Below are 23,351 nucleotides of genomic sequence, written 5' to 3' on the forward strand. Positions count from 1 at the left end.
GGGCCCGCGAAGCGGGAAGGGTGAGGGGTTAAGCACGAAGCCATTCGCTTCTGGATTCTTGAAACACCCCTCACCCTCCCCACCGCTTTGCGGCGGGTCCCCTCCCTCTCCCGGGGCGGGAGAGGGCTTTGACCGGAATGGATACGTGGTGAGATGAATTCGATGCCCACCTCCCCCTCAACCGCATCGGCGTCGTCGGCGGCGGCGCCTGGGGTACGGCGCTGGCGCTGGCGGCGTTGCGGGCCGGGCGCGAGACGCTGCTGTGGGCGCGCGAGCCGGCGGTGGTGGAGGCGATGAGCATCCGCCGCGAGAACCGCGACTATCTGCCCGGCGTGCCGCTGCCCGACGCGCTGCGGGTCACCGGCGATCTGGCCGACCTCGGCGATTGCGACGCGGTGCTGCTGGTGTCGCCGGCCCAGCATGCGCGCAGCGTCACCGCGCGGATGGCGCCGCTGCTGAAACCGGGCGCGCCGGTGGTCGTCTGCGCCAAGGGGATCGAGCTGGACAGCCACGCGCTGATGAGCGAGGCGGTCGCGGCCTCCCTGCCGGGCGGCAATCCGGTGGCGATCCTGTCCGGCCCGACCTTCGCGGCGGAGGTGGCGCGCGGGCTGCCGACGGCGGTGACGCTGGCCTGCGCCGACGAGGCGCTGGGGACGGCGCTGGTCGGGGCCCTGGGCAGCCGCACCTTCCGGCCCTACCGCTCGGACGACGTGATCGGCTCGCAGGTCGGCGGGGCGGTGAAGAATGTGCTGGCCATCGCCTGCGGCGTGGTCGAGGGGCGGCGGCTGGGCGACAATGCGCGGGCCGCGCTCATCACCCGCGGGCTGGCGGAGATCACCCGGCTGGCACTGGCGCTCGGCGGCCGGGCGGAGACGCTGATGGGGCTGTCGGGCCTTGGCGACCTGACGCTGACCTGCTCCAGCCTGCAGTCGCGCAACATGTCGCTGGGCGCGGCGCTGGGCGAGGGCAAGTCGCTGGCCGAGATCCTGGCGGTGCGCCGGTCGGTGGCGGAGGGCGTCTACACCGCCGCCGCGGTGGTCGGGCTGGCGGCGAAGCTGGGCGTCGACATGCCGATCTGCACCGCGGTCGACGCCATCCTGAACCGCGGCGCCGGGCTGGACGAGACCATCGACGGGCTGCTGTCGCGGCCCTTCCGCGGGGAAGGCGTTTAGGAAACCGCTTTTTCGGTCCAGCCGGCGGCGCGCACCGACGGGGCGTGCGTGCGGCTGACCGGCACCAGCAGGCCGTTGGTCAGCCGCAGCGACAGCTTGCCGTCCGGCTTGCGCTCCACCGCTGCCACCGCCGAGGCGGCGACCCAGTAGGAGCGGTGGACCTGCCGGCCGTCGATGCCCGCCAGCTCCGCCACCGCGTCGCGCATCCGCATCAGGATCAGGTCGCTGCCGAGTGCCGTGTGGACGCGGACGTAATGGTCCTCCATCTCCAGCGCCAGCAGGTCGCGGCCCAGCCTGGACGGGATGCGGTCGAGGAAGGGGGCGGGGCGGGGGCCGCCGGGTCGCCGGCGATGGTGGGCAGGGGCGGGGCGGGCGGCGGGTGGCCGACGATGCCATGCTCCCGCAGTTCCAGCCACACCGGCAGGGCCGACACCAGGGTGGTGATGATCAGCACATAGCCGAACAGCTCGGCCAGCCCGGCGGGGGTGAGGAAATCCTCGCCGCGCAGCAGGTTTTCCAGCAGGGCGACCACCAGGGTCTGCAGGACGCCGACGGTCAGGAAGGCCGCGGCCAGCATCAGCGGCCATGTGCGCTCCAGGTTCGGCAGCACGCGGCGGGCGACCAGCACCACCAGCTCGAACATCGACCAGCCGCTGGCGATCAGCCCGCCCCAGTAGCCAAGCCGCAGCATGAACCCCATTTCGCGGAATGTGCCGAACGGCCCCAGCAGAGCCAATGCTAGGATGGAGCCCGCCAGCAGCGGCAGGCGCCGGCGCAGCATGCGCCTGCCGTAGGGAACGGATGGGGTGGAGGCGGCGCCGTCCGGCATGGTCGCGTCACGCATCGCGCGGTGCCCGGCTGGCCGGGAACCGCCAGGAAGGATTGGGGAATGAAGGCACGCCGTTGGTTCGCGCGTTGGTTCGCAAGGATGATCGCCCCGGTGACTCTGCTGGCGCTGGCCGCCGCGGGAACGGCCGCCGCCGGGGAGCTTCGCGCAACCGTCCGCAACGTCAAGCCCAATCAGGGCAAGGTGATGATCGCGCTGTTCGACAGCGCCGAGGCCCAGGCGGCCAAGGCGCCGCGCGCCGGCTATTTCGCCGCGGCGGTGGGGACGGAACTGGTCGCGGTGTTCCCCGACCTGCCGGCCGGCCGCTATGGCCTGATCGCCTTCCAGGACCTGGACAACAACGGCGAGCTTGCCACCGGCCTGTTCGGCATCCCCGCCGAACCGCACGGCTTCAGCCGCTCCGCCCGTGGCAGCTTCGGCCCGCCGAGCTTCGACGATTACGCGGTGCCGGTCGGCGCCTCGGGCGTGGCGACGACGGAGATCAGGCTGGTGGAGTAGGGCGCCTCACCCCCGCGGACAGCCCTCCTCGCGCCAGAGGGCGAGATAGTCCTCCAGGCCGCGGCCGGGGATCTCGTCGAATCGGCGCTCCAGCGCCATCAGGGTCTCCATGCGGTCGATGCGGAAGCTGCGGAACTCCTCGCGCAGTTCGCACCAGGCGCCGAGCGTCCAGACGCGGCCCCAGAAGAACAGGCCCAGCGGGTGGACCGCGCGGGCGGAGTGGGTGCCGTCCTCGCGCCGGTAGTCGAACAGCACGACGCGCCTGGCGTTGATGGCGCAGCGCAGCACGTCCATCCGGTCGCGCAGAGCGGTGGGGAAGGAGAAGTCGGGGACGAAGACGCGGCTGTCGGCAAGCTCGCGCCGCCGCCCTTCCGGCACCACCGCCTCCACCTTCTCCAGCGCGCGGGCGGCGGCATCGGCCAAGCCGCCGCCGACCCAGGCGCGGGCGAGGCGGGCGCCGACCACCAGCGCCTCCACCTCGTCCCGGGTGAACATCAGCGGCGGCAGGTCATAGCCGTCGCGCAGCAGATAGCCGACGCCGGCCTCGCCCTCCACCGGCACGCCGGAGGCGGCGAGGTCGCGCATGTCGCGGTAGACGGTGCGCTCCGACACCTCCAGGCAGCGCGCCAGCTCGGCAGCCGTCACCAGCCGCCCCTTGCGGAGATGCTGGACGATCTGGAACAGGCGGTCGGCGCGGCGCATGGAGGCTTGGCCCAGGTCAGCGGGGTCAGTGCATCGAATAGAGGCCGATGCGGTTGCCCTCGCTGTCGATGAACTGGGCGAAGTAACCGATTTCCGGGGTGATCAGGGTCTTCGGCACGACAATGGTGGCGCCGGCCTGCTCGGCACGGGCCAGCGGGGCGGACAGGTCGTCGCCGCCGTTGAGGTAGACGGTGGTGCCGTCGGCGCTGGGCTTGCACGACTCGTGCTCGATCAGGCAGCCCTTCACTGCCTCGCCCTCGGCCGGGAAGACGGCCATCTTCATGCCGCTGGGGCAGGGTTCCTGATTCAGAGTGGTGGCGAAGACGGTCTCGTAGAAGCGCACGGCGCGGGCGAGATCGGCGGCGGGGATTTCGAACCAGGTGACGACATGCGGGTTGTTCATGGAACCTGCTCCTGACATGTGGGGATAAGGATGTTCGTGGTTCGTGCCGGCACGTCCCCTTGATAGCACACCCCCTCCTGACAGCGTGATGTCAGGAGCAATCGGTTGGCCGAATTAAAATGGCCGGTCCCCTCAATGGAAATTGCGGCCCTTGGAGAAGGAGCCGGCCGCCGGCCGGTCCTCGCCGGTCAACTCGGACAGCCGGTGGGTCAGGTCGAGCAGCGATTCCACGCGCAGATGCACGACGCCCTCGTGGTTCTGCACCCGGCCGGTGGCGGCCATCAGCCGCGCGGTCATGATCGGGCGGCGGAAGGTCTCGAAGGCGTCGGGCATGACGACGAGGTTGGCGATCCCGGTCTCGTCCTCCAGCGTGATGAAGACGACGCCCTCGGCGCTGCCCGGCCGCTGGCGGACCAGAACCAGCCCGGCGGTGGTCAGCCGCCGGCCGTCGCGCGTCCGGGCCAGCCGCTCCGCCGGGGTGATGCCGGGCAGGCCGTCGCGCAGCAGGGCCAGCGGGTGGGCCTTCAGCGACAGCGACAGGCTGGTGTAGTCCATCACCACCTGCTCCCCCAGCGCCATGGCGGGCAGGGTGGCTTCCGGTTCCTCGGCCATCGGGCCGTCGAGTCGCGCGAACAGCGGCAGCGGCGTTTCCCCCAGCGCCCGCACCGCCCACAGCGCCGCCCGGCGGTCGAGCCCGACCGAACGGAAGGCATCGGCCCTGGCGAGCTTTTCCAACGCCGCGACCGGCAGGCGGGCGCGGCGCCACAGGTCGTAGGGGTCGCGGTAGCCGCCGGCGCGGGACAGGACGAGGGCGTCGGCGTGCCCGGGGGTGAAGCCCTTGATGAGGCGGAGTCCGAGGCGGAGGTAGAGGCGCTTCCCCTCCCCCCGGGGAGAGGGTCGGGGTGAGGGGGATGCGTTTCGAGGATCTCTTCGGCTGCGCCGAACCCCCTCATCCTAACCTTCTCCCCGGGGGGAGAAGGGACTGAGGCGGCGCCTCGCCCGCAACCTCCACCGCGCAATCCCATCCCGACACATTCACGTCCGGCGGCAGCACGGTCACGCCATGCTCGCGCGCGTCGCGGACGATCTGGGCCGGGGCGTAGAAGCCCATGGGCTGGCTGTTCAGCAGGGCGGCGGCGAAGATGGCGGGGTGGTGGCGCTTGATCCAGGCGGAGACATAGACCAGCAGGGCGAAGCTGGCGGCGTGGCTTTCGGGAAAGCCGTACTCGCCGAACCCCTCGATCTGCTGGAAACAGCGCTCGGCGAAGGCGGGGTCGCAGCCGTTGGCGGTCATGCCGGCGATGAACTTGTCGTGGAACAGGCGGACCTGCCCGGTCCTGCGGAAGGCGGCCATGGCGCGGCGCAACTGGTCGGCCTCCTCGGCGGTGAAGCCGGCGCCGACCATGGCGACCTTCATCGCCTGCTCCTGGAACAGCGGCACGCCCAAAGTCTTGCGCAGGACCGGCTCCAGCGCCGGCATCGGGTAGGTCACCGGCTCCGCCCCGCTGCGGCGGCGCAGGTAAGGATGGACCATGCCGCCCTGGATCGGGCCGGGGCGGACGATGGCGACCTCGATCACCAGATCGTAGAATTTCTGCGGCTTCAGCCGCGGCAGCATGCTCATCTGCGCCCGGCTTTCGACCTGGAAGACGCCCAGGCTGTCGGCCCGGCAGAGCATCTCGTAGACCGCCGGATCCTCCTTGGGCAGGGTGGCGAGCGTCCAGCGTGTCCCGTGCACCTGCTCGATCAGGTCGAAGGCGCGGTGGATGCAGGTCAGCATGCCCAGCGCCAGGATGTCGACCTTCAGGATGCCGAGCGCGTCGATGTCGTCCTTGTCCCATTCGATGGTGGTGCGGTCCTCCATCGCCGCGTTGGCGACCGGGCAGAGGTCCGACAGCGGTCCGCGGGTGATGACGAAGCCGCCGACATGCTGGGACAGGTGCCGGGGGAAGCCGACCAGCTCCTGCGCCAGTTCCAGCGTGCGACGCAGGCGCGGATCGGCGGGGTCGAGGCCGAGCGAGCGGGCGCGCTCCTCGTCCACGCCCTGGCTGCTCCAGCCCCAGATCGTTCCGGTCAGCCGCGCCACCAGATCGGCCGACAGCCCCATCGCCTTGCCGACCTCGCGCAACGCGCTGCGGGCGCGGTAGCGGATGACGGTGGCGGTCAGGCCGGCGCGGGCGCGGCCGTATTTTTCGTAGATGTACTGGATCACCTCCTCGCGCCGTTCATGCTCGAAATCGACGTCGATGTCCGGCGGCTCGCCACGGGCGGCGGAGATGAAGCGCTCAAACAGCAGATCGACTTCTGTCGGATCGACCGAGGTGATGCCCAGGCAATAGCAGACGACGGAGTTGGCGGCGCTGCCGCGGCCCTGGCAGAGGATGTCCCGGCTTCTGGCGAAGCGGACGATGTCGTGGACGGTCAGGAAATAGGGGGCATAGCGCTGGCCGGCGATCAGAGCCAGCTCGCGCTCCACCGTTTGGCGCACCGTGTCGGGAATCCCGTCTGGATATCGCTTGGCCGCCCCCTCCCAGGTCAGGATTTCCAGCGTCTCCTGCGGGTCGCGGCCTTCCGCCACCTCGTCGGGATATTCGTAGCGCAGCTCGTCCAGCGAGAAACGGCAGGCGTCGGCGATCTCCAGGCTGCGGGCGACGGCGTCGGGATGGTCGCGGAACAGGCGGACCATCTCCACGGCCGGCTTCAGGTGGCGTTCGGCATTGGCGGACAGGAGCCAGCCGGCCTCGTCGATGCTGGTGTGGTGGCGGATGCAGGTCATCACGTCGGCCAGCGCCCGCCGCCCGGCACCGTGATAGAGCACGTCATTGGTGGCGACCAGCGGCACCCCCTCCGCCTCCGCCAGCCCGGCCAGCCAGCGCAGCCGCCGGGCGTCGTCGCCCTGATAGCGGTGGCTCGCCGCCAGATAAAGCTGCCCGCGCCCCAGCCCGCTGCGCCAGGCGCGCAGCTCGCGCAGGAAAGACTCGTCGCGCCGGTCGGGCGACAGCAGCAGGAACAGCATGCCCTCGGCATGGGCCAGCACGTCGGCGCGGGCGATGAAGCACTCGCCCTTCGGCGCCCGCATCTTGCCCAGCGTCAGCAGCCGCGACAGCCGGGCATAGGCGGCGCGGTCGGTCGGGTAGGCCAGCAGGCTCTCGGCGTCGGTCAGGTCGAGCCGGCAGCCGACCAGCGACCGGATGCCCACCTTCTTCGCCGCCGCATGCATCTGGACCACGCCGGCCAGCGAATTGCGGTCCGTCACCCCCACCGCCGCCAGCCCGAGCGCCGCCGCGGTCAGCGCCAGCTCGTCAGGGTGCGACGCCCCCTCCAGGAAGCTGAAGCTTGTGGCGACTTGCAGTTCGGCGTAGCGGATCATGGCAAGGCTCCCCGGCGCTGGCGGATGGGTGCGCGCGGGGATGATAGTCCGGAAATGGGATTGGTGTCATTATTGTGGCGGGGGAGAGGATAGGTGTCGGCTGCGGGTGCCCCCTCCCTAACCCTCCCCGCTCACGCGGGAGAGGGGACTGCCGCCGCTTCAGCAGTTAGGTCACGTCGACAAGCGTTCTGCCCCCTCTCCCGCGATCGGACCGGCCTTCGGCCGGCCGAGGGCGGGGGAGGGATGGGGAGGGGGCATCCAAAGCCAGCACCTACCCCAGATAGGACTCCACGCCCATGACTGTGAAGCCCTTGTTCTCGGGAAAGCGCGCGTTGACCTTCTCGCGGGCCTTCTTCTCGTCCAGCGCCCAGACCAGGAAGCGGCGGCCGCGTTTCCAGCTGTCCAGCGCGGCGGGGGTGAGGTTGGCGTTGACGCGGGTGCCGTATTCGATGTTGACCACCCGCAGAAGCCAGCCCTGGTCCTTCTGGGTGCGGCGGTCGTCCAGCACATAGATGCGGCGGTCGGCAGCGCCGGTCGCCTTCATCCGCTGTTCCAGATCCTCGCAGCCCAGCTCGGCCATCGCCTTGCGGCGGCGGGCGTCGCGCAGGTCGCGGGCCTGCTGCAGCGTGACGCGGGCAACCTTCTTGATCCGCTCCACCTGCGCCTGCTTGCGCGAGACGGCGTTGGCGATCCGCTCCTCCGAGGTCTTCAGGCGGCGCACGGCCAGAAGGAGCGACACCGACAGGGAGGCGACGCCGACCAGGCCGGCGAAGATGTAGGGCATGCTGTCCATGGCGTGTTCTTTTCCGACAGGGGGCTCACCCGGCCTTGGCGACGGGGGTGTCGGCGGACAGGAACTCCTGCATCCGGGTCACCGCATAGCCGAAGGCGGGGGGATAGCGCCGTTCGATCTCCGTCCGCGCCTCCGCCATCGACCGCGCCCACACCTCGATCGTCTGCGGCTGGGCCCAACTCGGGTCGACCAGGGCGTGCTGGCTCTGCTGGACCGCGCCGGTGCCGACATATTTGTTCACGACCATCGCGACATAGCAGGGGCAGCCCTGGACCTCCTCGCCGATCAGGCGGACCAGACGCTCGCCGGACTGCCGCGACTCCTCGATCTGGCGTTCCAGCACCTTGCGGCGGCGCAGCACATCCTCCACCGCGCCGTCCAGCTCCTTCAGCTCCCGGATGCGGTCGGCGCGCCGGGCCTCGAACTTCGTCTCCATCTTGGCGCGGCGGGCGATGACGTCGCGCACCCCCTCCGACCCGTGGCGGCGTTCGATCGCGCGTTCGCCGAGCAGGATGACGAGCTTGCCGATGCCGAACCCCAGGCCCGCCAGCCCGAAGGCGGAGATGAGCGCGTTGCTGTAGTCCTGCCACATGTGCGATCCCCTGATCGGGAGCATCATCCGGATGGATGTCTCCATCGATAGGAGTAACCCCTGGGCCCCCGCCGTTCAATCGCCGCGCTGTAACGATATTTCACATGAAACACCCAGGCGGGGCCATCCACCATGATCGGGCCGCCTAGCCGGCGGCGCGCTCCACCCGGTTGCGGCCGGCCTGCTTGGCGGCCTGGAGCGCGCGTTCGGCGCGGTGCATGGTCTGTTCGACGCCGGGTTCGCCGGGCAGCCAGTCGGCGATCCCGATGCTGGCGGTGACGGCGACGGCGAGGGTGGCGGCGGGACCGTCCACCATGATCGGGCTGTCGGCCAGGGCGGCGCGCACCCGTTCCGCCACCACGGCGGCGCCGGCGGAATCGGTCTCCGGCAGCAGCACGACGAATTCCTCCCCGCCGGAGCGGGCGACATGGTCGGAGATGCGCAACGCCGCCCGCATCCGCTTCACCACCGCGCGCAACACCGCGTCGCCGACGGCGTCGCCATGGGCGTCGTTGACCGCCTTGAACCCGTCGAGGTCGAGCAGGAAGACCCCGAGCGGACGGCCGTAGCGCCGTGCCCGCGCCAGTTCCGCCGCCGCCAGTTCCAGGAAGCGGCGGCGGTTCCACACGCCGGTCAGCGGGTCCAGCACCGCCAGCCGGTTCAGGCGGACGGTCGCCTCCTCCAGTGCGCGGGTGCGTTCGGCGAGTTGGTGTTCCAGCGCCTCGAAGGCGGCGTAGGCGCGCAGCGCCGTCACCACGCCGGTGAACAGCCGGCGCGCGGTCAGCTCCGTTTTCGCGGTGTAGCCGTCGATCTCATAGGCGAGGACGAGGTCCTCCTCCGGAACGCGGGCGGGTTGGCCGGTGCGCAGGACGATGCGGACGGCCCGGTTGCCCAGATCCTCCCGGATGGTGCGGACCAGCCGCAGCCCGGCGTCCTCCGTCTCCATCACCACGTCGAGCAGGATGACCGCGATGCCGGGCGTTTCGCGCAGGATGCGCTCCGCCTCCGCGGCGCTGGTGCAGTCCAGCAGGCGGACGGGGCGCCCACGGAAGCGCAGGCGGGCCAGCGCCAGCCGGGTGACGGCATGCACCTCCGGCTCGTCGTCGGCGACCAGGACCAGCCAGGGCGGGGCGGCGGGGTCCGCGGCGCCGGAGCCGGGCGTGCCGGAGCCCGGTAGCGGCGTTGTCGGAGACTCGTCCGAGGCGAACAGGAAATCGTTGGGCATGGCTGCCGGCTCGGGGCTCCGCGCGGTGCACGTATGAATGGAAGCATGACGGCGCGGCGGATGCAACGGTGCCGAGTGGTGCGTTCCGCCGCATGGGAGCAGCCTGCCGAAAGGGTGAAAATGGCGGAGGATCGGACTGGCCGGTGGCGCGTTTCGCCATTCGGTGCTTGCGCGGCCACCGCAAGCCACCTTAGGCATGGCTGTGCGTATGCCAACGATCGTCGGACCGGCGGACGCGATGAAACGGGACAGGAGCAGACCGGGTTATGGAAGCAGGCATGGATGAGCGGGAGCATGCGGCGAAGCTGCGCGCACTCGCGCTGGGGGCGCTGGGTGTCGTCTATGGCGACATCGGCACCAGCCCGCTCTACACGCTGCGCGAATGCCTGACCGAGGGCGGCGGCTTTCCGCTGGTGCCGGAGGTCATCCTGGGCGTGCTGTCGCTGATCTTCTGGGCGCTGATCATCACGGTGACGGTGAAGTATGTCGTCTTCGTCATGCGCGCCGACAACCAGGGGGAAGGCGGCATCCTGGCGCTGACCGCGCTGGCGCTGCGTGGCATGCGGCCGGGGCACCGGCGCACCGGCATCGTCATGGCCATCGGCGTGATGGGCGCCTCGCTGTTCTACGGCGACAGCCTGATCACCCCCGCCATCTCGGTGCTGAGCGCGGTGGAGGGACTGCATGTCGTGGCGCCTGCCCTGGACGACTATGTCATCCCCATCACGCTGACCATCCTGATCGGTCTGTTCGTGCTGCAGCGTTTCGGGACGGAGAAGGTCGGCCGGCTGTTCGGGCCGGTGATGCTGGTCTGGTTCATAACGCTGGCGGCGCTGGGCCTGTGGCAGATCGTGCGCTACCCCGGCGTGCTGGCCGCGGTCTGGCCCGGCCATGCCGTGGAAATGCTGTTCAATCATGGCTGGCACGGCTTCCTGCTGCTGGGGGCGGTGGTTCTGGCGGTGACGGGGGCCGAGGCGCTCTACGCCGACATGGGCCATTTCGGCCGCAAGCCGATCCGCGGCGCCTGGTACACCATCGTGCTGCCGTCGCTTCTGCTGTGCTATTTCGGTCAGGGCGCCCTGCTGCTGCACGAACCGGACGCCATTGAGAATCCCTTCTTCCATCTGGCGCCGGACTGGGCGCAGGTGCCGCTTCTGCTGCTGGCCACCGCGGCGACCATCATCGCCGGTCAGGCGGTGATCTCCGGCGCTTATTCGGTGACGCTGCAGGCGATGCATCTGCGCTATCTGCCGCGGATGGAGGTGATGCACACCTCGGAGCACGAGAAGGGCCAGATCTACATGCCGCAGCTGAACTGGCTGCTGCTGGCCGGCGTTCTCCTGCTGGTGCTGACCTTCCAGACTTCCAGCAACCTCGCCGCCGCCTATGGCATCGCGGTGACCGGCACGATGGTGGCGACGACGCTGCTGGCCTACAAGGTCGCGCGCTCGCTCGGTCGCTGGAAGCTGTGGCAGGCGGTGCTGGCGCTGGCGGTGTTCCTGACCGTCGACATGGCGCTGTTCCTAGCCAACCTCGTCAAGGTGGAGGAGGGCGGCTGGTTCCCGCTGGTGGTGGGTGCTGCGGTCTTCCTGCTGATGGCGACATGGCGGCGCGGGCGCGAGGTGGTGCGCAAGCGGCTGGCCGAGGATGCGCTGCCCTTCGACCTGCTGGTGGAACGGCTGAAGAGCGGGTCGGTGCAGCGGGTTCCGGGCACCGCCGTGTTCCTGACCGGCAACCCGCGCGGCCTGCCGCCGGGGCTGCTGCACAGCCTGAAGCACTACAAGGTGCTGCACCAGCGCGTCGTGCTGCTGACCGTCGACATCGAGGACGTGCCCCATGTGCCGGACGAGCGGCGCTTCGAACTGAAGGCGCTGTCGGCCGGATTCTTCCGGCTGATCGTCCATTTCGGCTTCAAGGACGAACCCGACATCCCGCAGGCGCTGGAAACCAAGCGCATTCCCGGCCTGCCGTTCGAGCCGATGGAAACCACCTATTTCGTCAGCCGCGAGACGCTGATCCGCAGCCACGGCAAGCTCGGCCTGCCGCGCTGGCAGGAACCGCTGTTCATCTTCCTGTCGAAACTGTCGACCAGCGCGTCGGAGTATTTCTGCATCCCGCCCAACCGGGTGGTCGAGCTGGGCATGCAGCTGGAGATATAGGGCAGAGTTTGCCGGCCAAAATTACCGGCCAAATTTACCGCTGGGGGGGCGGCGGGCGGGGGCAGATTCTGCCACCCCCGCCCGAAGGCCGTTACCAGACGATCGACACCGGCGGCTTGTAGGCGGAGGCGGCGAACATCTGCCGCACCGCCAGTTCCAGCTTGATCTGCGCCTCCGACTTCTTGACGAAGCACAGGTCGATGCCGCCCAAGGGCTTCACCACGCAGCCGGAGCGGCTGAGGTTGCGCAGCGCCGCCTGGGACGCCTGCTGCTTTTCCTCGGGGATGGCGGTGACGGTGGCCGATCCCTCCGGCGGCCGGACGACGTAGAGCTCGAATTTCGGCATGGGCACTCTCCGTTCTGACGAAACGTCGGGTGCCCATCGCAAGCGCCGGGCCAACTCCTGCTATGAGGTCAGCGCCGTACCATCGGCGCCAGATCCTTGCGGATGCCCGCGTCGAGCCGGGCGTTCAGGTCGTCCATCATCCGCCGGGTGATCTCGAGGAAGGTCGCCTCGCGGTCGGCCAGCGAGATGTTCTCCGGCACGGTGGTGGAATGGGTGACGGTGGAGCGGGTCACGCCACGGAAGCCGCCATTGCCTGTGTCCGGCACCTCGCCGGTGATCTCCACCTCGATCCGGCCGTCATAGCGCTGGGCCTGATCGTTGGTGAAATAGCCGCTGATGCCCTTCTTGGTGGGCAGCGCCACCTCGACGATGCTGGCGTCGCGGATGGTGACGCGCACGCGGCCTGTCCCGCCGGCCGCCTGCAGCCGCTCCGCCGCCCAGCGCCGCACCGCCTCGGCCGGCGGCACCGCGGAGCGTCCCTCCACATGCTTGGCCCCCATCGGGCGGTAGGCATCGGCCACGTCGATGGTGCCGGCATTCAGCACGATCGGCCCGAAATTGGAGAAATCGACGGGCCGCGGCGCCGGCCGGGGCGGGGCGCTCTGGCAGGCGGCAAGCAGGAGGGTGGCCGTTCCGGCGGCAAGGGCAAGGCGGCGCGACAGCATGGGGGCTCCGGGTGAGGGAGGGGGTGGACAAGTGCGGCGGCACTATAGCCGGCATGCCCGGCCTCTGCATCACGCCCATTCCGGTGAACGCCTTCCGGACTGCTTCAGCCGTCCGGGAGATCTTCCCCCAGTGTTGCGAGCAGGACCGGCAGGTCGCGGGCGCCGTGAAGGATGCGGACGATCAACGGCGGCTGGCGCTCGGCATTGTAGACGACGATATAAGGGAAGCCGGTCAGGCTGAGGAAGCGATAGGCCGGGGCGGCCAAGTCCGGGCGTTGCGTTCCGACCAGTCTATGGGTGCCGATGCGCTCCGCTGTGCGGGCGATGGTATCGCGCAAGGCGCGGGCGGCGCCTGGATTATCCTGGGCGATCCAGCGGATCGCCGCCAGCAGATCACGGCGCGCCGCCGGCGACAGCAGCGCCGTGGTCATTGGCTGCGGTGGTCGGCGCGGGAGTCGATTGCAGAGTTGATGGCGGAGTCGACGATTGCGTCCGCTTCGGCCAGCACATCGTCGATGGCGACGCTGCCGTCACGGTCCGCTTCGGCCTCGGCCTGGAGCAGCATGGCGTTGAAAGTCCGCCGCCGCTCCTCGGCTTCCTGCAGCAGCCGCAGGCCGGAACGCACCACTTCGCTCACATTGTTGTAGCGTCCGCCTTCGACACAGTCGCGGGCGAACCGCTCCAACTCAGGGGTGAGATGCACGTTGGTCGCCATCGCCGCCTTCCCCATGAAGATCATATGTCAAGCTTTGACATGGAGTATGGGCGAGGCCGGCGGGGAGCGCAAGCGGACAGCCGGCGCCTTTCGGCACCGGCCGCCTTCACATCGCTTACGCGCCATACACGCGGTCGAGATCCGCGTCGGTGAAGTGGTAGTCGGTCGAGCAGAACTGGCAGGTCACCTCGACCCGGCCGTCGTCGATCTTCAGTTCCTGCACCTCTTCGCGGGGCAGGCTGCGCAGCATGTTCTCCACCCGCTCGCGCGAGCAGCGGCAGCCGAAGCGCAGCGCGTGGCCCTCATAGACCCGCACGCCGTCCTCGTGGAACAGGCGATAGAGCAGGTCCGACGCGGCGAGGTCGGTCGACAGCAGCTCGTCGCCGGTGACGCTGGCCATCAGCACCATGGCGCGGCGCCAATCGTCTTCCTTGTCGGACGCGACCAGACCCTGCTCCTGCGGCAGGCGCTGGATCATGATGCCGCCGGTGCGCCACTGGCCGGGGGTGCCGTCCGGCTTCACCTCGCGGTCGACCGAGACGGTCAGGCCGGTGTCGATCTGCTCGGACTGGCGGAAGTAATGCTGGACGCAGTCGGTCAGCGTCTTGCCGTACAGCTCGACGATGCCCTGGTAGCGGTCGGTGTCGGGGCCCTGGTCCACCGTGAAGGCGATGTAGCCCTTGCCGAGCAGGGCCGCGGCCGGCGCGATCTCCACGTCGGCTTCGGCCTTGGCGACCGCCTCCGGATCGAACTGGGCATAGGCGCGCACGTCGCCGACCGAGGTGACGTCGGCCACCATCAGGCGGATCGGCCCTTCGCCCTTGGTCTGCAGCGTGAAGATGCCCTCGTACTTCAGCATGCTGGCGAGCAGCACGGCGAGCGTCGCCGTCTCCGCCAGGAAGCGGGCGACGGTGGGCGGATAGTCGTGGCGGGTCAGGATCTCGTCGATGGCCGGCCCCAGCTTGACGACGCGGCCGCGCAGGCGCGACGCCTCGATCTGGAACGGCAGGACGAAATCATCGGTGAGCGGGCGGACGGACGGATCGTCCATAGGGCGGATTCCTTAAGACAGAGACCGGCGATGCAGGCGTAGGGCCGAAGATCGGGGCGGACGAGGGCCGAATCAAGGCCGGCAGGGCACCCATGCATGGGGGTGGCCTGTGGTGTGGGGAGGTTGGACCCCCACCTGACCTCCCCCGCTCTCAGCGGACCTACGGTCCGCCTGCCGCGTCAGCACAAAGCATAGCTTTGTGCGAGAGCTGGGCGGGGGAGGGACTGCCGCCGCTCTCCCGTTTCAGCACTTGTTCCCTCCCCGCCCAGCGGGGGAGGGTTAGGGTGGGGGTCTAACGCAAGAAGAACGTCAGTCCAGCACGCCCATGCACCAGCCGAGGATGGCCTTCTGGGCGTGCAGGCGGTTTTCCGCCTCGTCCCAGACCACGGAATGGCGGCCATCGATCACGCCATCGGTCACTTCCTCGTTCCGGTGGGCCGGCAGGCAGTGCATGAACAGCGCGTCCGGGTGGGCGTGCGCCATCAGCGCCTCGTTCACCTGATAGGGGCCGAGGATCGCCGCGCGCTCGTCCACGTCGGTGTTGTGCATGGAGGCCCAGGCGTCGGTGATGACGCATTCGACCCCGCGCACCGCCTCTTCCGGCGATTCGGTGACCACCAGACGGCCGGTGCCCTCGCGCTCGGCCCAGGCCAGCAGCTCCGGCGACGGGCCGTAGACGGTGGGGCAGGCCAGACGCAACTCGAAGCCGAAGCGGACGGCGGCGTGGGCCCAGCTGACCGCGACATTGTTGCAGTCGCCGACCCAGGCGACGGTCCGGCCGTTGATCGGACCGCGATGCTCCTCGAAGGTCATCAGGTCGGCCATGATCTGGCAGGGGTGGGTCTGGTCGGTCAGGCCGTTGATGATCGGGATGCTGGCATGGGCCGCCAGCTCATGCACCCGCTCCTCGCCGGTGGTGCGGACCATCACGGCGTCGACGAAGCGCGACAGCACGCGGGCGGTGTCGCCGATGGTCTCGCCGCGGCCCAGCTGCATGTCGTCGGGCTTCAGCACCACGACGTTGCCGCCGAACTGCTGCATGCCGACCTCGAACGACACGCGGGTGCGGGTCGAGGGCTTCTCGAAGATCAGGGCGAGCGAGCGGCCGGCCAGCAGGGTGGAATGGGCCAGCCGGTCCTTCTTCAGGTCGGCCTTGATGCGCACGGCATGGTCGAGCAGGCGGCGCAGCGTGGCGCCGTCCAGCCGGTCGATGTCGAGGAAATGCCGAACGCCATTATCGGCCGTGTTGTTGTCGCCGCTCATCCCACGCACTCCTGCGCCGTCCGGTCGAGAATCCCGACGGCTTCGTCCACTTCGGCTTCGCCGATGTTCAGGGGCGGCAGCAGCCGCACCACATTGTCGCCGGCCGGGACCGACAGCAAGCCGTTGGCGCGCAGCTTCGCCACCACCTCGCCCACCGGCTGGCCGAGCTTCAGGCCCAGCATCAGGCCCTGGCCGCGCAGTTCCAGGAACAGCGACGGATGCCTGGCGATCAGCTCCTCCAGGCGGCCCTGCATGGTGGCGGAGGTCTTCTGGACGGTGTCCAGGAAGCCCGGCGCCAGCACGACGTCCAGCACGGCGTTGCCGACGGCGGTCGCCAGCGGGTTGCCGCCATAGGTCGAACCGTGGGTGCCGGCGGTCATGCCCGACGCCGCGCGTTCGGTCGCAAGGCAGGCGCCGAGCGGGAAGCCGCCGCCGATGCCCTTGGCGACGCACATGACGTCCGGCGTGATGCCGGCCCATTCATGGGCGAACAGCTTGCCGGTGCGGCCCATGCCGCACTGGATCTCGTCCAGGAACAGCAGCAGGCCATGCTCGTCGCACAGCGCGCGCAGGCCGCGCAGGAACTCCACCGAGCCGGCGCGGATGCCGCCCTCGCCCTGGATCGGCTCGACGCAGATGCCGCCGGTCGCGGGCGTGATCGCGGCGCGCACGGCGTCGAGGTCGCCGAAGGGCACCTGGTCGAAGCCGTCCAGCAGCGGGTCGAAGCCGTGGATCAGCTTCTCCTGCTTGGCGGCCGAGATGGCGCCCAGCGTGCGGCCGTGGAAGGCCTGCTCGAAGGTGATGATGCGGTTCTTCTGCGGGTTGCCGGACTCATAATGGTACTTGCGGACGGTCTTGGCGCCGCATTCCCACGCTTCCGCACCCGAATTCGTGAAGAACACGGTGTCGGCGAAGGTCGCCTCGGTCAGGCGCTTGGCCAGGCTCTCCTGCCCGGCGACCCGGAACAGGTTGGAGGTGTGCCACAGCTTGTTCGCCTGCTCGGTCAGCTTTTCCACCAGATAGGGATGCGCGTGACCCAGGGCGTTCACCGCGACGCCGGCGGCGAAGTCGAGGAATCGTCGCCCGTCGGTCGCGTAGAGATACGGACCTTGACCACGCTCGAACACGACGTCGGCGCGGGCGTATGTGGGCATAACGACGGGGATCACGGCTTTGGTCTCCCAAAAAGGAAAATCCGGCGGCCATGCCTGACCGCCGGGAACGGCAAATATCCGGAGATTGATGGGTTCTGTCAACGGACAGGTCGGAAAAGGCGCAAGCGCTGCGGAAACTTCACGCCTTCAGCTTGTAACCGGTCTTGAACATGCGCCAGGCCAGCCACCACAGCCCGGCATTCACCCCCAGCATCACGGCGACACCCAGCCAGCGCGACCCGTCGGACACCCCGATGAAGCCGTAGCGGAAGCCGTCGATCATGTAGAAGAAGGGGTCGAAATGGGCGACCCACCAGAAGACGGGCGGCAGGGTCTCGACCGAATAGAAGGTGCCGGACAGGAAGGACAGCGGCGTCACCACGAAGTTGGTCACCGCGGCGATGTTGTCGAACTTCTCCGACCAGACGCCGCCGACCAGACCCAGCAGCGACAGCAGCATCGACGCCATCACCGCATGGAACAGCACGAAGCCCGGATGCGGCATGTGCATGGGGATCACCGCCCAGATGGCGAGGCCCGTCACCAGACCGACCACGAGGCCGCGGGTGATGCCGCCGAAGACGAAGCCGCTGACCAGCTCCATCGGCGACAGCGGCGGCATCAGGATGTCGACGATGTTGCCCTGGACTTTGGCGATCACGATGGAGGAGGAGGTGTTGGCGAAGGCGTTCTGCACCATCGCCATCATGATCAGGCCGGGCGCCAGGAACTGCAGATAGGGCGTTTCCCCCACCATCCGCACGGCGGAGCCGAGCGACAGGGCGAACACCGCGTAAAAGAGCAGGGTCGTCACCACCGGCGCCCAGACGGTCTGCTGGTGCACCTTGACGAAGCGTCGTACCTCGCGTGCGTAGAGCGTCCACAGGCCGATCCAGTTGACGGAACCGACGTTGCGCGGCATGGGAGGAAGGGGAAGGGTCATCGCGTCACGATCTGCCTTTTGGGTACCGGCGCCGGCAAGGCCACAGACTGCCGAGAAGGTCACGGACTGTACTGGCGGCCCGCCCATCCGGCAACCGCCGCCGCCGAAGGGACTGCCATGAACACCGACGACAAGCGCCCATCCCCGCCGGCCCGCAAGCCGCCCAAGCGGGTCACGCCGCAGTATCTGGAGAACGCGGCGCTGCATTATCTGGAACGCTTCGCCAGCTCGACGGCCAACCTGCGCCGGGTGCTGATGCGCAAGGTCGACCTGTCGGCCAAGGCCCACGGCACCGACCGGGAGGAGGGCGCCCGCTGGATCGACGAGCTGCTGGCCCGCTATGTCCGCAGCGGCCTGCTGAACGACGAGACCTATGCCCGCATGCGGACGGAGAGCCTGCACCGCCGCGGCGCCTCCACCCGGCTGATCGCCCAGAAGCTGGCCGGCAAGGGCATCGGCCGCGACGAGGCCGACCGGGCGCTGGACAGCCTGCGCGAGGATGTCGGGCCCGACCTGGATTTGACCGCGGCGCTGGCGCTGGCCAAGCGGCGGCGGCTGGGGCCGTACCGGCGGCCGGAGCAGCGCGAGGCCCACCGCGAGAAGGACATGGCGGCGCTGGGGCGGGCCGGCTTCGGCTATGAGGTCGCCCGCCGGGTGGTGGATGCGGAGGACCCGGAGGAGCTGTTGGGGGAGTGAGTTCTCTCCCGGCGCCCCCTCCCTAACCCTCCCCCGCTGGGCGGGAGAGGGGACTGCCGCCGCTCTGGCAGCTACGTCACGCCAACAAGCATCCTACCCCCTCTCCCGCGATCGGATCGGCCTTTGGCCGACCGAGGGCGGGGGAGGGATGGGGAGGGGGCAACCGGCGCAACAACACACCCCCAGAAACGACGAAACGCGCGGCACCCTTTCGGATGTCGCGCGCCGCTCTCTTACCGGGAGTCGGAATCGTCCTGTACGCGTCCTAAATTTCGTCAGCGGAGCGGCAAGCGCCCCGCCTCAGCACACCAAACGCGCCCCAGAATCGGGGAAGCGATCAGGCCGCAGCCTGCTGCTTCTCCTGCGCCTTGGAGATCCGGCGCTTCAGGCGACGGGCATCCAGGCTCAGCACGGCGTCCTTCGCATCGAGCAGGAAGGCGTCGAGGCCGCCCTTGTGCTCGATCGAGCGGATCGCGTTCACCGAGAGGCGCAGACGCACCAGCTGCCCCAGGCTGTCGCTCAGCAGCGACGTTTCCTGGAGGTTCGGCTGGAAGCGGCGGCGATTCTTGTTGTTGGCGTGGCTGACGTTGTTGCCAAACTGCGTGCCCTTGCCGGTCACGGAGCACCGACGTGCCATCGGACTGATCCTTTATTTTAGCAAATGAAACCCGGTAACGGACGGCCTGCCGCCCGAAGGAGGCCGCTATATAGTCGAACAAAAGCGCCGTCGTCAAGCCTGTCATCAAGCCGGGATCCGCGATGAACCGATCAATAGCCGAGTCGTCGCGGGAGTGTGGAGAGTCGAAGCGCGGCGGCCTCTTCGATCAGGCGAAGAGACGCGCCGCGCCAATCTTGTGCCGACGGGTGTCAGTTCACGGTGGGGGAGGTCTTCGACGCCGGCTTGCCGGCGCGGCGCGGCGCCGGCTTGACCGCGGCCTTCACCTCGGCGGCGATGGCGGCTGCGGGAGCGGCGGTCTCCGCCTTCACCGCTTCGACCAGTTCCTTCACCGGCACATCGACCGATTCGGCGGTCGATTCGGCGGCCGGGGCGGCCACCGGAGCGATCTCGGCGGTCACGGCCGGAACCGGGGCGGGCGTCGGAGCGGCCTGCGGCGCCTCGACGACCGGAGCCGGAGCGGGGGCTTCGACCTTCACTTCGGGCTTCGGAGCCTCGACCTTGGGGGCCTCGACCTTCGGAGCGGCGACCGTCAGCGGAGCTTCGGCCTTCGGGGCCGGAGTGGCGGCGGGAGCGGTGTCGGCGGCCGGCACCGGCAGAGTGGTGATCTCGGCGGCGATCTTGGTGGAGACGTCCAGGAAGCCCTGAACGCTCTCGGTCACGCGGGCCTGGGTGGTGGACAGCCAGTCGCGCTGCAGTGCCGCCAGATCGGCGGGGGTGCGCGCCTTGCCCAGCCCGGCGGCCAGACGACTGGCGTCGCCGACCGACGCGGTCACGCCGTCGAACCAGCGGCGATAGCCGTCCTGGACCAGGGTGGCGACGCGGGCGGATTTGGCGGCAGTGGTTTGGGCGTTGGTCTTGAGCAGGGTCAGGACGGCGGCGGGGGTCGGCTGAGCGGTCATGGCGTTGTCTCCCGTGGAAAAGGCACATTGGCGGAAACGGAAAGGCCGCTCCGGCGTAACCCCAGGAGACCGCGGGCACCCCGGCCCAGACGACGGACGCGAATCGACAAGATCGAATCGGCGCACGTCGCCCCTTTCCCGCCCGATGCAGAATAGCCCTACGGTTGGTGCGGTGCAACGGATTTGTTGCGGTGCAACATAAGCTGAACGGGTTATGCGCCGCCCGTTTGGCCGAGGAAGCGCCCGAGAAGGGTATGGGCCGCCGCGGTCGGAATGGTGGTGCCGGCGGTCACCTCCGCCTCGAGTCGCGCCAGATCGGCCCTGACGGCGGGATGGGCGCGGAAGCGGTCGATCAGCGTCTCGCGGATCTCGCTCCACAGCCAGGCGCGGGCCTGTTCTGCCCGGCGGGTGGCGCGGGCGCCGTTGGCCTCGGTCAGCGCCTTGTGCTCGCCGATGGTGTCCCACACTGTGTCGATGCCGACCTTCTGGAAGGCGGAGCAGCTGAGCACCGGCACACGCCAGTCGCCATGGCGCAGCAGGGCCAGGGCGTGGCGGTAGTCGGCGACGGTGTGGCGGGCGGTGGCGGCGAGGTCGCCGTCGGCCTTGTTGACGACGACGAGGTCCGCCAGTTCGACGATGCCCTTCTTGATGCCCTGCAACTCGTCGCCGCCGGCCGGCAGCAGAAGCAGCATGAACAGGTCCACCATGTCGGCGACCGCGGTCTCCGACTGGCCGACGCCGACCGTCTCCACCACGATGACGTCGAAGCCGGCGGCCTCGCAGATCAGCATCGCCTCGCGCGTGCGCCGCGCCACGCCGCCCAGCGTCGCCCCGGCGGGGGAGGGGCGGATGAAGGCGTCAGGCTCGCGCGACAGATCGACCATGCGGGTCTTGTCGCCCAGGATCGAGCCGCCGGTGCGCTGCGACGACGGATCGACCGCCAGCACCGCGACCTTGTGCCCCAGCCCGATGACATGCAGCCCGAACGCCTCGATGAAGGTCGATTTGCCCACCCCCGGCACGCCGGAGATGCCGAGTCGCACCGAGTTGCCGGTGTGGGGCAGCAGCGCCGCCAGCAGCGCGTCGGCGGTGGCGCGATGGTCGGCGCGCGTCGATTCGATCAGCGTGATCGCGCGGGCCAGCGCCCGCCGGTCCCCCGACCGGACGGCTTCTGCGAGGCGGGCGGCGTCTTGCGGGGCGGTGTCGGTCATGGCGGCGCGTGGGTCAGTGCGAGGGGAGGGCTACCCTACCCGTGGAGCCGCTCGGGATAAAGCCTTTGGCGGAGTGGCGGGTTGTTCCGGGCGGTGCGGTTTCGGCGCGTGGGCTTTCCACGGATTTCGCGGATTGGGGCACGGATTTCACGGATGTGGCGTTCTGAAGCGACGGCCATCGGGAAAAGCCGAAGCGTCGCCAAGTTCAGAAAAATCCGTGTAATCCGTGTCGAAATCCGTGAAATCCGTGGAGATCTTGTCCGTATCCCACGCACCGGGGGGATCACGGCCGTCTCACGCCCCCCTCACGTCCGCACCGCCGGCGACTCCACGGCTTCGAGGTTCAGCGCGGCGGCGAGCAGGGCGCGGGTGTACTCCTCGCGCGGCTCCTCGAAGATGCGCTGGGTCGGGCCCTGTTCGACCACCTTGCCGTCCTTCATCACCATGACGTGGCTGGACAGTGCCCGCACCACCCGCAGATCGTGGCTGATGAACAGGTAGGCGAGGTTGTGGCGGGCCTGGATGTCGCGCAACAGGTCGACGATCTGCGCCTGCACCGACATGTCGAGCGCCGAGGTCGGCTCGTCCAGCACGACGAATTTCGGCTTCAGCACCAGGGCGCGGGCGATGGCGATGCGCTGGCGCTGGCCGCCGGAGAACTCGTGCGGGTAGCGGTTGCGCGCCTCCGGCGGCAGGCCGACCTCCTCCAGCGCGCGAGCGACCATCGCCTCGCGTTCCTTGCTGTCACCGATGCCGTGGATGCCCAGCCCCTCGCCGATGATCTGGCCGACCGACAGGCGGGGCGACAGGCTGCCATAGGGGTCCTGGAAGACGATCTGCATCTCCCGCCGCAAGCCCCGCAGGCGCTTCGGCTGCCAGCCCTGGATGTCGGTGCCGTCGAAGCGGATGGCGCCCTCGCTGGCATGCAGGCGCAGCAGCGCCAGACCCAGCGTCGTCTTGCCCGATCCCGATTCGCCGACGACGCCGACGGTGTGGCCGCGGCGGACCGCCACGTCGACGCCGTCCACCGCCTTGATATGGCCGACGGTGCGGCGCAGCAGGCCCTTCTTGATCGGGAAATAGACCTTCAGCTTGTCGGCGGCCATCACCTCCGCCGCGTCCTCGGGCGGCGACAGCGGGTTGCCGCGCGGCTCGGCCGACAGCAGTTTCTGGGTGTAGGGGTGGCGCGGGCGGATGAACAGGTCGTCGACCTTGGCCTGCTCGACGATCTCGCCCTGGTTCATCACGCAGACGCGGTCCGCCATCTTGCGCACCACGCCCAGGTCGTGGGTGATCAGCAGCAGCGCCATGCCGAAGCGGCTCTGCAGATCCTTCAGCAGCGCCAGGATCTGCGCCTGGATGGTGACATCGAGCGCCGTCGTCGGCTCGTCGGCGATCAGCAGGTCGGGTTCGTTGGCGAGCGCCATGGCGATCATCACGCGCTGGCGCTGGCCGCCCGACAGCTCGTGCGGGTAGGCGGTCAGCCGCTTTTCCGGGTCGGGCAGGCCGACGAGACGCAGCAGCTCCAGCGTGCGGGCGCGGGCGGCGGCGGTCGACAGGCGCTTGTGCAGGAACAGGGTCTCGTTGATCTGCCGCTCGATGCTGTGCAGCGGGTTCAGCGAGGTCATCGGCTCCTGGAAGATCATGGCGATGCGGTTGCCGCGCACCTGCCGCAGGGTCCGCTCGTCGGCTCCGAGAAGCTCGGTGTCGCGGAAACGGATCGAGCCGGCGGGATGGTGCGCCATCGGGTAGGGCAGCAACTGCAGGATCGACAGAGCCGTGACCGACTTGCCGGAGCCCGATTCGCCGACGAGCGCCACCGTCTCGCCCTTCTGGATGTCGAAGGACACGCCCTTGACGGCCTGCGTCGCACCGGCGCCGGACCGGAAATCGACACGCAGGCCCCGCACGGACAGCAGGTCGGGGTTGGGGGGCATGGTGGTCATGTCGGGCTCTTAACGGTCGTCA

General features: G+C 69.4%; 25 protein-coding genes and 1 pseudogene. 4 read left to right on the top strand and 22 right to left on the bottom strand.

Translation table 11 applies throughout. The annotated features are described in order from the left end of the window. Positions 1–185 precede the first annotated feature (185 nt). Positions 186–1,172 carry an NAD(P)H-dependent glycerol-3-phosphate dehydrogenase gene (locus AB8P05_RS11050; RefSeq protein ID WP_472759339.1) on the top strand — a complete coding sequence of 329 codons (987 nt, stop codon included), beginning with the start codon at positions 186–188 and terminating at the stop codon, positions 1,170–1,172. Here AB8P05_RS11050 and AB8P05_RS11055 read toward each other — a convergent pair. Together AB8P05_RS11055 and AB8P05_RS11060 are read right to left on the bottom strand one after the other, a co-directional pair. After that, positions 1,169–1,438 (bottom strand): LytTR family DNA-binding domain-containing protein, encoded by a 270-nt coding sequence (locus AB8P05_RS11055; protein WP_472757963.1) that lies wholly within the window; start codon positions 1,436–1,438, stop codon positions 1,169–1,171. The two genes, AB8P05_RS11050 and AB8P05_RS11055, sit on opposite strands and share 4 nt — an antisense overlap. Next, positions 1,390–2,016 (bottom strand): hypothetical protein, encoded by a 627-nt coding sequence (locus AB8P05_RS11060; protein WP_472757964.1) that lies wholly within the window; start codon positions 2,014–2,016, stop codon positions 1,390–1,392. The genes AB8P05_RS11055 and AB8P05_RS11060 overlap by 49 nt, the downstream gene beginning before the upstream one ends. Before the next feature lie 45 nt (positions 2,017–2,061). Here AB8P05_RS11060 and AB8P05_RS11065 point away from each other — a divergent pair, with 45 nt between their 5' ends. Continuing rightward, a complete protein-coding gene (locus tag AB8P05_RS11065; RefSeq protein ID WP_472757965.1) occupies positions 2,062–2,517 on the top strand; it encodes a DUF2141 domain-containing protein in 456 nt (151 codons plus the stop codon). A 6-nt stretch (positions 2,518–2,523) separates the two neighbouring features. On the opposite strand, the gene AB8P05_RS11070 is transcribed toward AB8P05_RS11065, so the two are convergent. The 8 genes and pseudogenes from AB8P05_RS11070 to AB8P05_RS11105 form a co-directional block, all read right to left on the bottom strand. Then, entirely contained in the window at positions 2,524–3,219 is a 696-nt protein-coding gene (locus AB8P05_RS11070; RefSeq protein ID WP_472757966.1) for a helix-turn-helix transcriptional regulator, read from the bottom strand. A 25-nt stretch (positions 3,220–3,244) separates the two neighbouring features. After that, on the bottom strand, positions 3,245–3,622 hold the full coding sequence (locus AB8P05_RS11075) for a VOC family protein (RefSeq protein ID WP_472757967.1): 378 nt from the start codon (positions 3,620–3,622) through the stop codon (positions 3,245–3,247). Between the two features lie 132 nt (positions 3,623–3,754). Further along, a complete protein-coding gene (locus AB8P05_RS11080; RefSeq protein WP_472757968.1) occupies positions 3,755–4,357 on the bottom strand; it encodes an OB-fold nucleic acid binding domain-containing protein in 603 nt (200 codons plus the stop codon). 3 nt (positions 4,358–4,360) lie between these two features. Then, positions 4,361–4,465: pseudogene (locus AB8P05_RS11085) on the bottom strand (helix-hairpin-helix domain-containing protein); the annotation flags it as partial. Positions 4,466–4,571: 106 nt separating this feature from the next. Further along, entirely contained in the window at positions 4,572–6,992 is a 2,421-nt protein-coding gene (locus AB8P05_RS11090; RefSeq protein WP_472757969.1) for an error-prone DNA polymerase, read from the bottom strand. A gap of 271 nt (positions 6,993–7,263) precedes the next feature. Continuing rightward, a complete protein-coding gene (locus AB8P05_RS11095; protein ID WP_472757970.1) occupies positions 7,264–7,785 on the bottom strand; it encodes a hypothetical protein in 522 nt (173 codons plus the stop codon). A gap of 25 nt (positions 7,786–7,810) precedes the next feature. Next, entirely contained in the window at positions 7,811–8,404 is a 594-nt protein-coding gene (locus AB8P05_RS11100; RefSeq protein WP_472757971.1) for a hypothetical protein, read from the bottom strand. A gap of 118 nt (positions 8,405–8,522) precedes the next feature. After that, positions 8,523–9,602, bottom strand: coding sequence for a GGDEF domain-containing response regulator (locus AB8P05_RS11105; protein ID WP_472757972.1), 1,080 nt, complete (start codon positions 9,600–9,602; stop codon positions 8,523–8,525). Between the two features lie 278 nt (positions 9,603–9,880). Between AB8P05_RS11105 and AB8P05_RS11110 the strand changes: the two genes are divergently transcribed. After that, complete coding sequence (locus AB8P05_RS11110) at positions 9,881–11,761, top strand: potassium transporter Kup (RefSeq protein WP_472757973.1); 1,881 nt, start codon at positions 9,881–9,883, stop codon at positions 11,759–11,761. Between the two features lie 91 nt (positions 11,762–11,852). Here the strand turns inward: AB8P05_RS11110 and AB8P05_RS11115 are convergent, their stop codons facing one another. From AB8P05_RS11115 to AB8P05_RS11150, 8 genes are all read right to left on the bottom strand, one after another. After that, on the bottom strand, positions 11,853–12,107 hold the full coding sequence (locus AB8P05_RS11115) for a hypothetical protein (protein WP_455170863.1): 255 nt from the start codon (positions 12,105–12,107) through the stop codon (positions 11,853–11,855). 68 nt (positions 12,108–12,175) lie between these two features. Beyond that, positions 12,176–12,772 (bottom strand): hypothetical protein, encoded by a 597-nt coding sequence (locus tag AB8P05_RS11120; protein WP_455170864.1) that lies wholly within the window; start codon positions 12,770–12,772, stop codon positions 12,176–12,178. A 104-nt stretch (positions 12,773–12,876) separates the two neighbouring features. Further along, a complete protein-coding gene (locus tag AB8P05_RS11125) occupies positions 12,877–13,203 on the bottom strand; it encodes a type II toxin-antitoxin system RelE/ParE family toxin (RefSeq protein WP_472757974.1) in 327 nt (108 codons plus the stop codon). After that, complete coding sequence (locus tag AB8P05_RS11130; RefSeq protein ID WP_472757975.1) at positions 13,200–13,487, bottom strand: type II toxin-antitoxin system ParD family antitoxin; 288 nt, start codon at positions 13,485–13,487, stop codon at positions 13,200–13,202. The genes AB8P05_RS11125 and AB8P05_RS11130 overlap by 4 nt, the downstream gene beginning before the upstream one ends. A 115-nt stretch (positions 13,488–13,602) precedes the next feature. After that, the gene (locus AB8P05_RS11135) at positions 13,603–14,538 is read right to left on the bottom strand and encodes an Hsp33 family molecular chaperone (RefSeq protein WP_455170867.1); all 936 of its coding nucleotides are present in this window, start codon (positions 14,536–14,538) and stop codon (positions 13,603–13,605) included. Between the two features lie 309 nt (positions 14,539–14,847). Beyond that, complete coding sequence (gene argF, locus AB8P05_RS11140) at positions 14,848–15,801, bottom strand: ornithine carbamoyltransferase (RefSeq protein ID WP_472757976.1); 954 nt, start codon at positions 15,799–15,801, stop codon at positions 14,848–14,850. After that, positions 15,798–16,970, bottom strand: coding sequence for an acetylornithine transaminase (locus AB8P05_RS11145; RefSeq protein ID WP_472757977.1), 1,173 nt, complete (start codon positions 16,968–16,970; stop codon positions 15,798–15,800). Before AB8P05_RS11145 ends, argF begins: the two co-directional genes overlap by 4 nt. A gap of 124 nt (positions 16,971–17,094) precedes the next feature. Continuing rightward, positions 17,095–17,898 carry an ABC transporter permease gene (locus AB8P05_RS11150; protein WP_455170870.1) on the bottom strand — a complete coding sequence of 268 codons (804 nt, stop codon included), beginning with the start codon at positions 17,896–17,898 and terminating at the stop codon, positions 17,095–17,097. Positions 17,899–18,015: 117 nt separating this feature from the next. On the opposite strand from AB8P05_RS11150, the gene AB8P05_RS11155 reads away from it, so the two are divergent. Beyond that, a complete protein-coding gene (locus AB8P05_RS11155; protein ID WP_472757978.1) occupies positions 18,016–18,594 on the top strand; it encodes a regulatory protein RecX in 579 nt (192 codons plus the stop codon). A 337-nt stretch (positions 18,595–18,931) separates the two neighbouring features. On the opposite strand, the gene rpmB is transcribed toward AB8P05_RS11155, so the two are convergent. The 4 genes from rpmB to AB8P05_RS11175 all read right to left on the bottom strand — a co-directional run bounded on the left by rpmB (position 18,932) and on the right by AB8P05_RS11175 (position 23,329). Next, on the bottom strand, positions 18,932–19,231 hold the full coding sequence (rpmB, locus tag AB8P05_RS11160) for a 50S ribosomal protein L28 (protein WP_455170872.1): 300 nt from the start codon (positions 19,229–19,231) through the stop codon (positions 18,932–18,934). A 230-nt stretch (positions 19,232–19,461) separates the two neighbouring features. After that, positions 19,462–20,172, bottom strand: a complete 711-nt coding sequence (locus tag AB8P05_RS11165; RefSeq protein ID WP_472757979.1) for a hypothetical protein — start codon at positions 20,170–20,172, stop codon at positions 19,462–19,464. A gap of 212 nt (positions 20,173–20,384) precedes the next feature. Then, positions 20,385–21,383 (bottom strand): methylmalonyl Co-A mutase-associated GTPase MeaB, encoded by a 999-nt coding sequence (meaB, locus tag AB8P05_RS11170; protein ID WP_472757980.1) that lies wholly within the window; start codon positions 21,381–21,383, stop codon positions 20,385–20,387. Between the two features lie 305 nt (positions 21,384–21,688). Further along, the gene (locus AB8P05_RS11175) at positions 21,689–23,329 is read right to left on the bottom strand and encodes an ABC transporter ATP-binding protein (RefSeq protein WP_472757981.1); all 1,641 of its coding nucleotides are present in this window, start codon (positions 23,327–23,329) and stop codon (positions 21,689–21,691) included. Between the last annotated feature and the right edge of the window lie 22 nt (positions 23,330–23,351).

The organism is Azospirillum sp. VT-I1 (assembly GCF_055698305.1).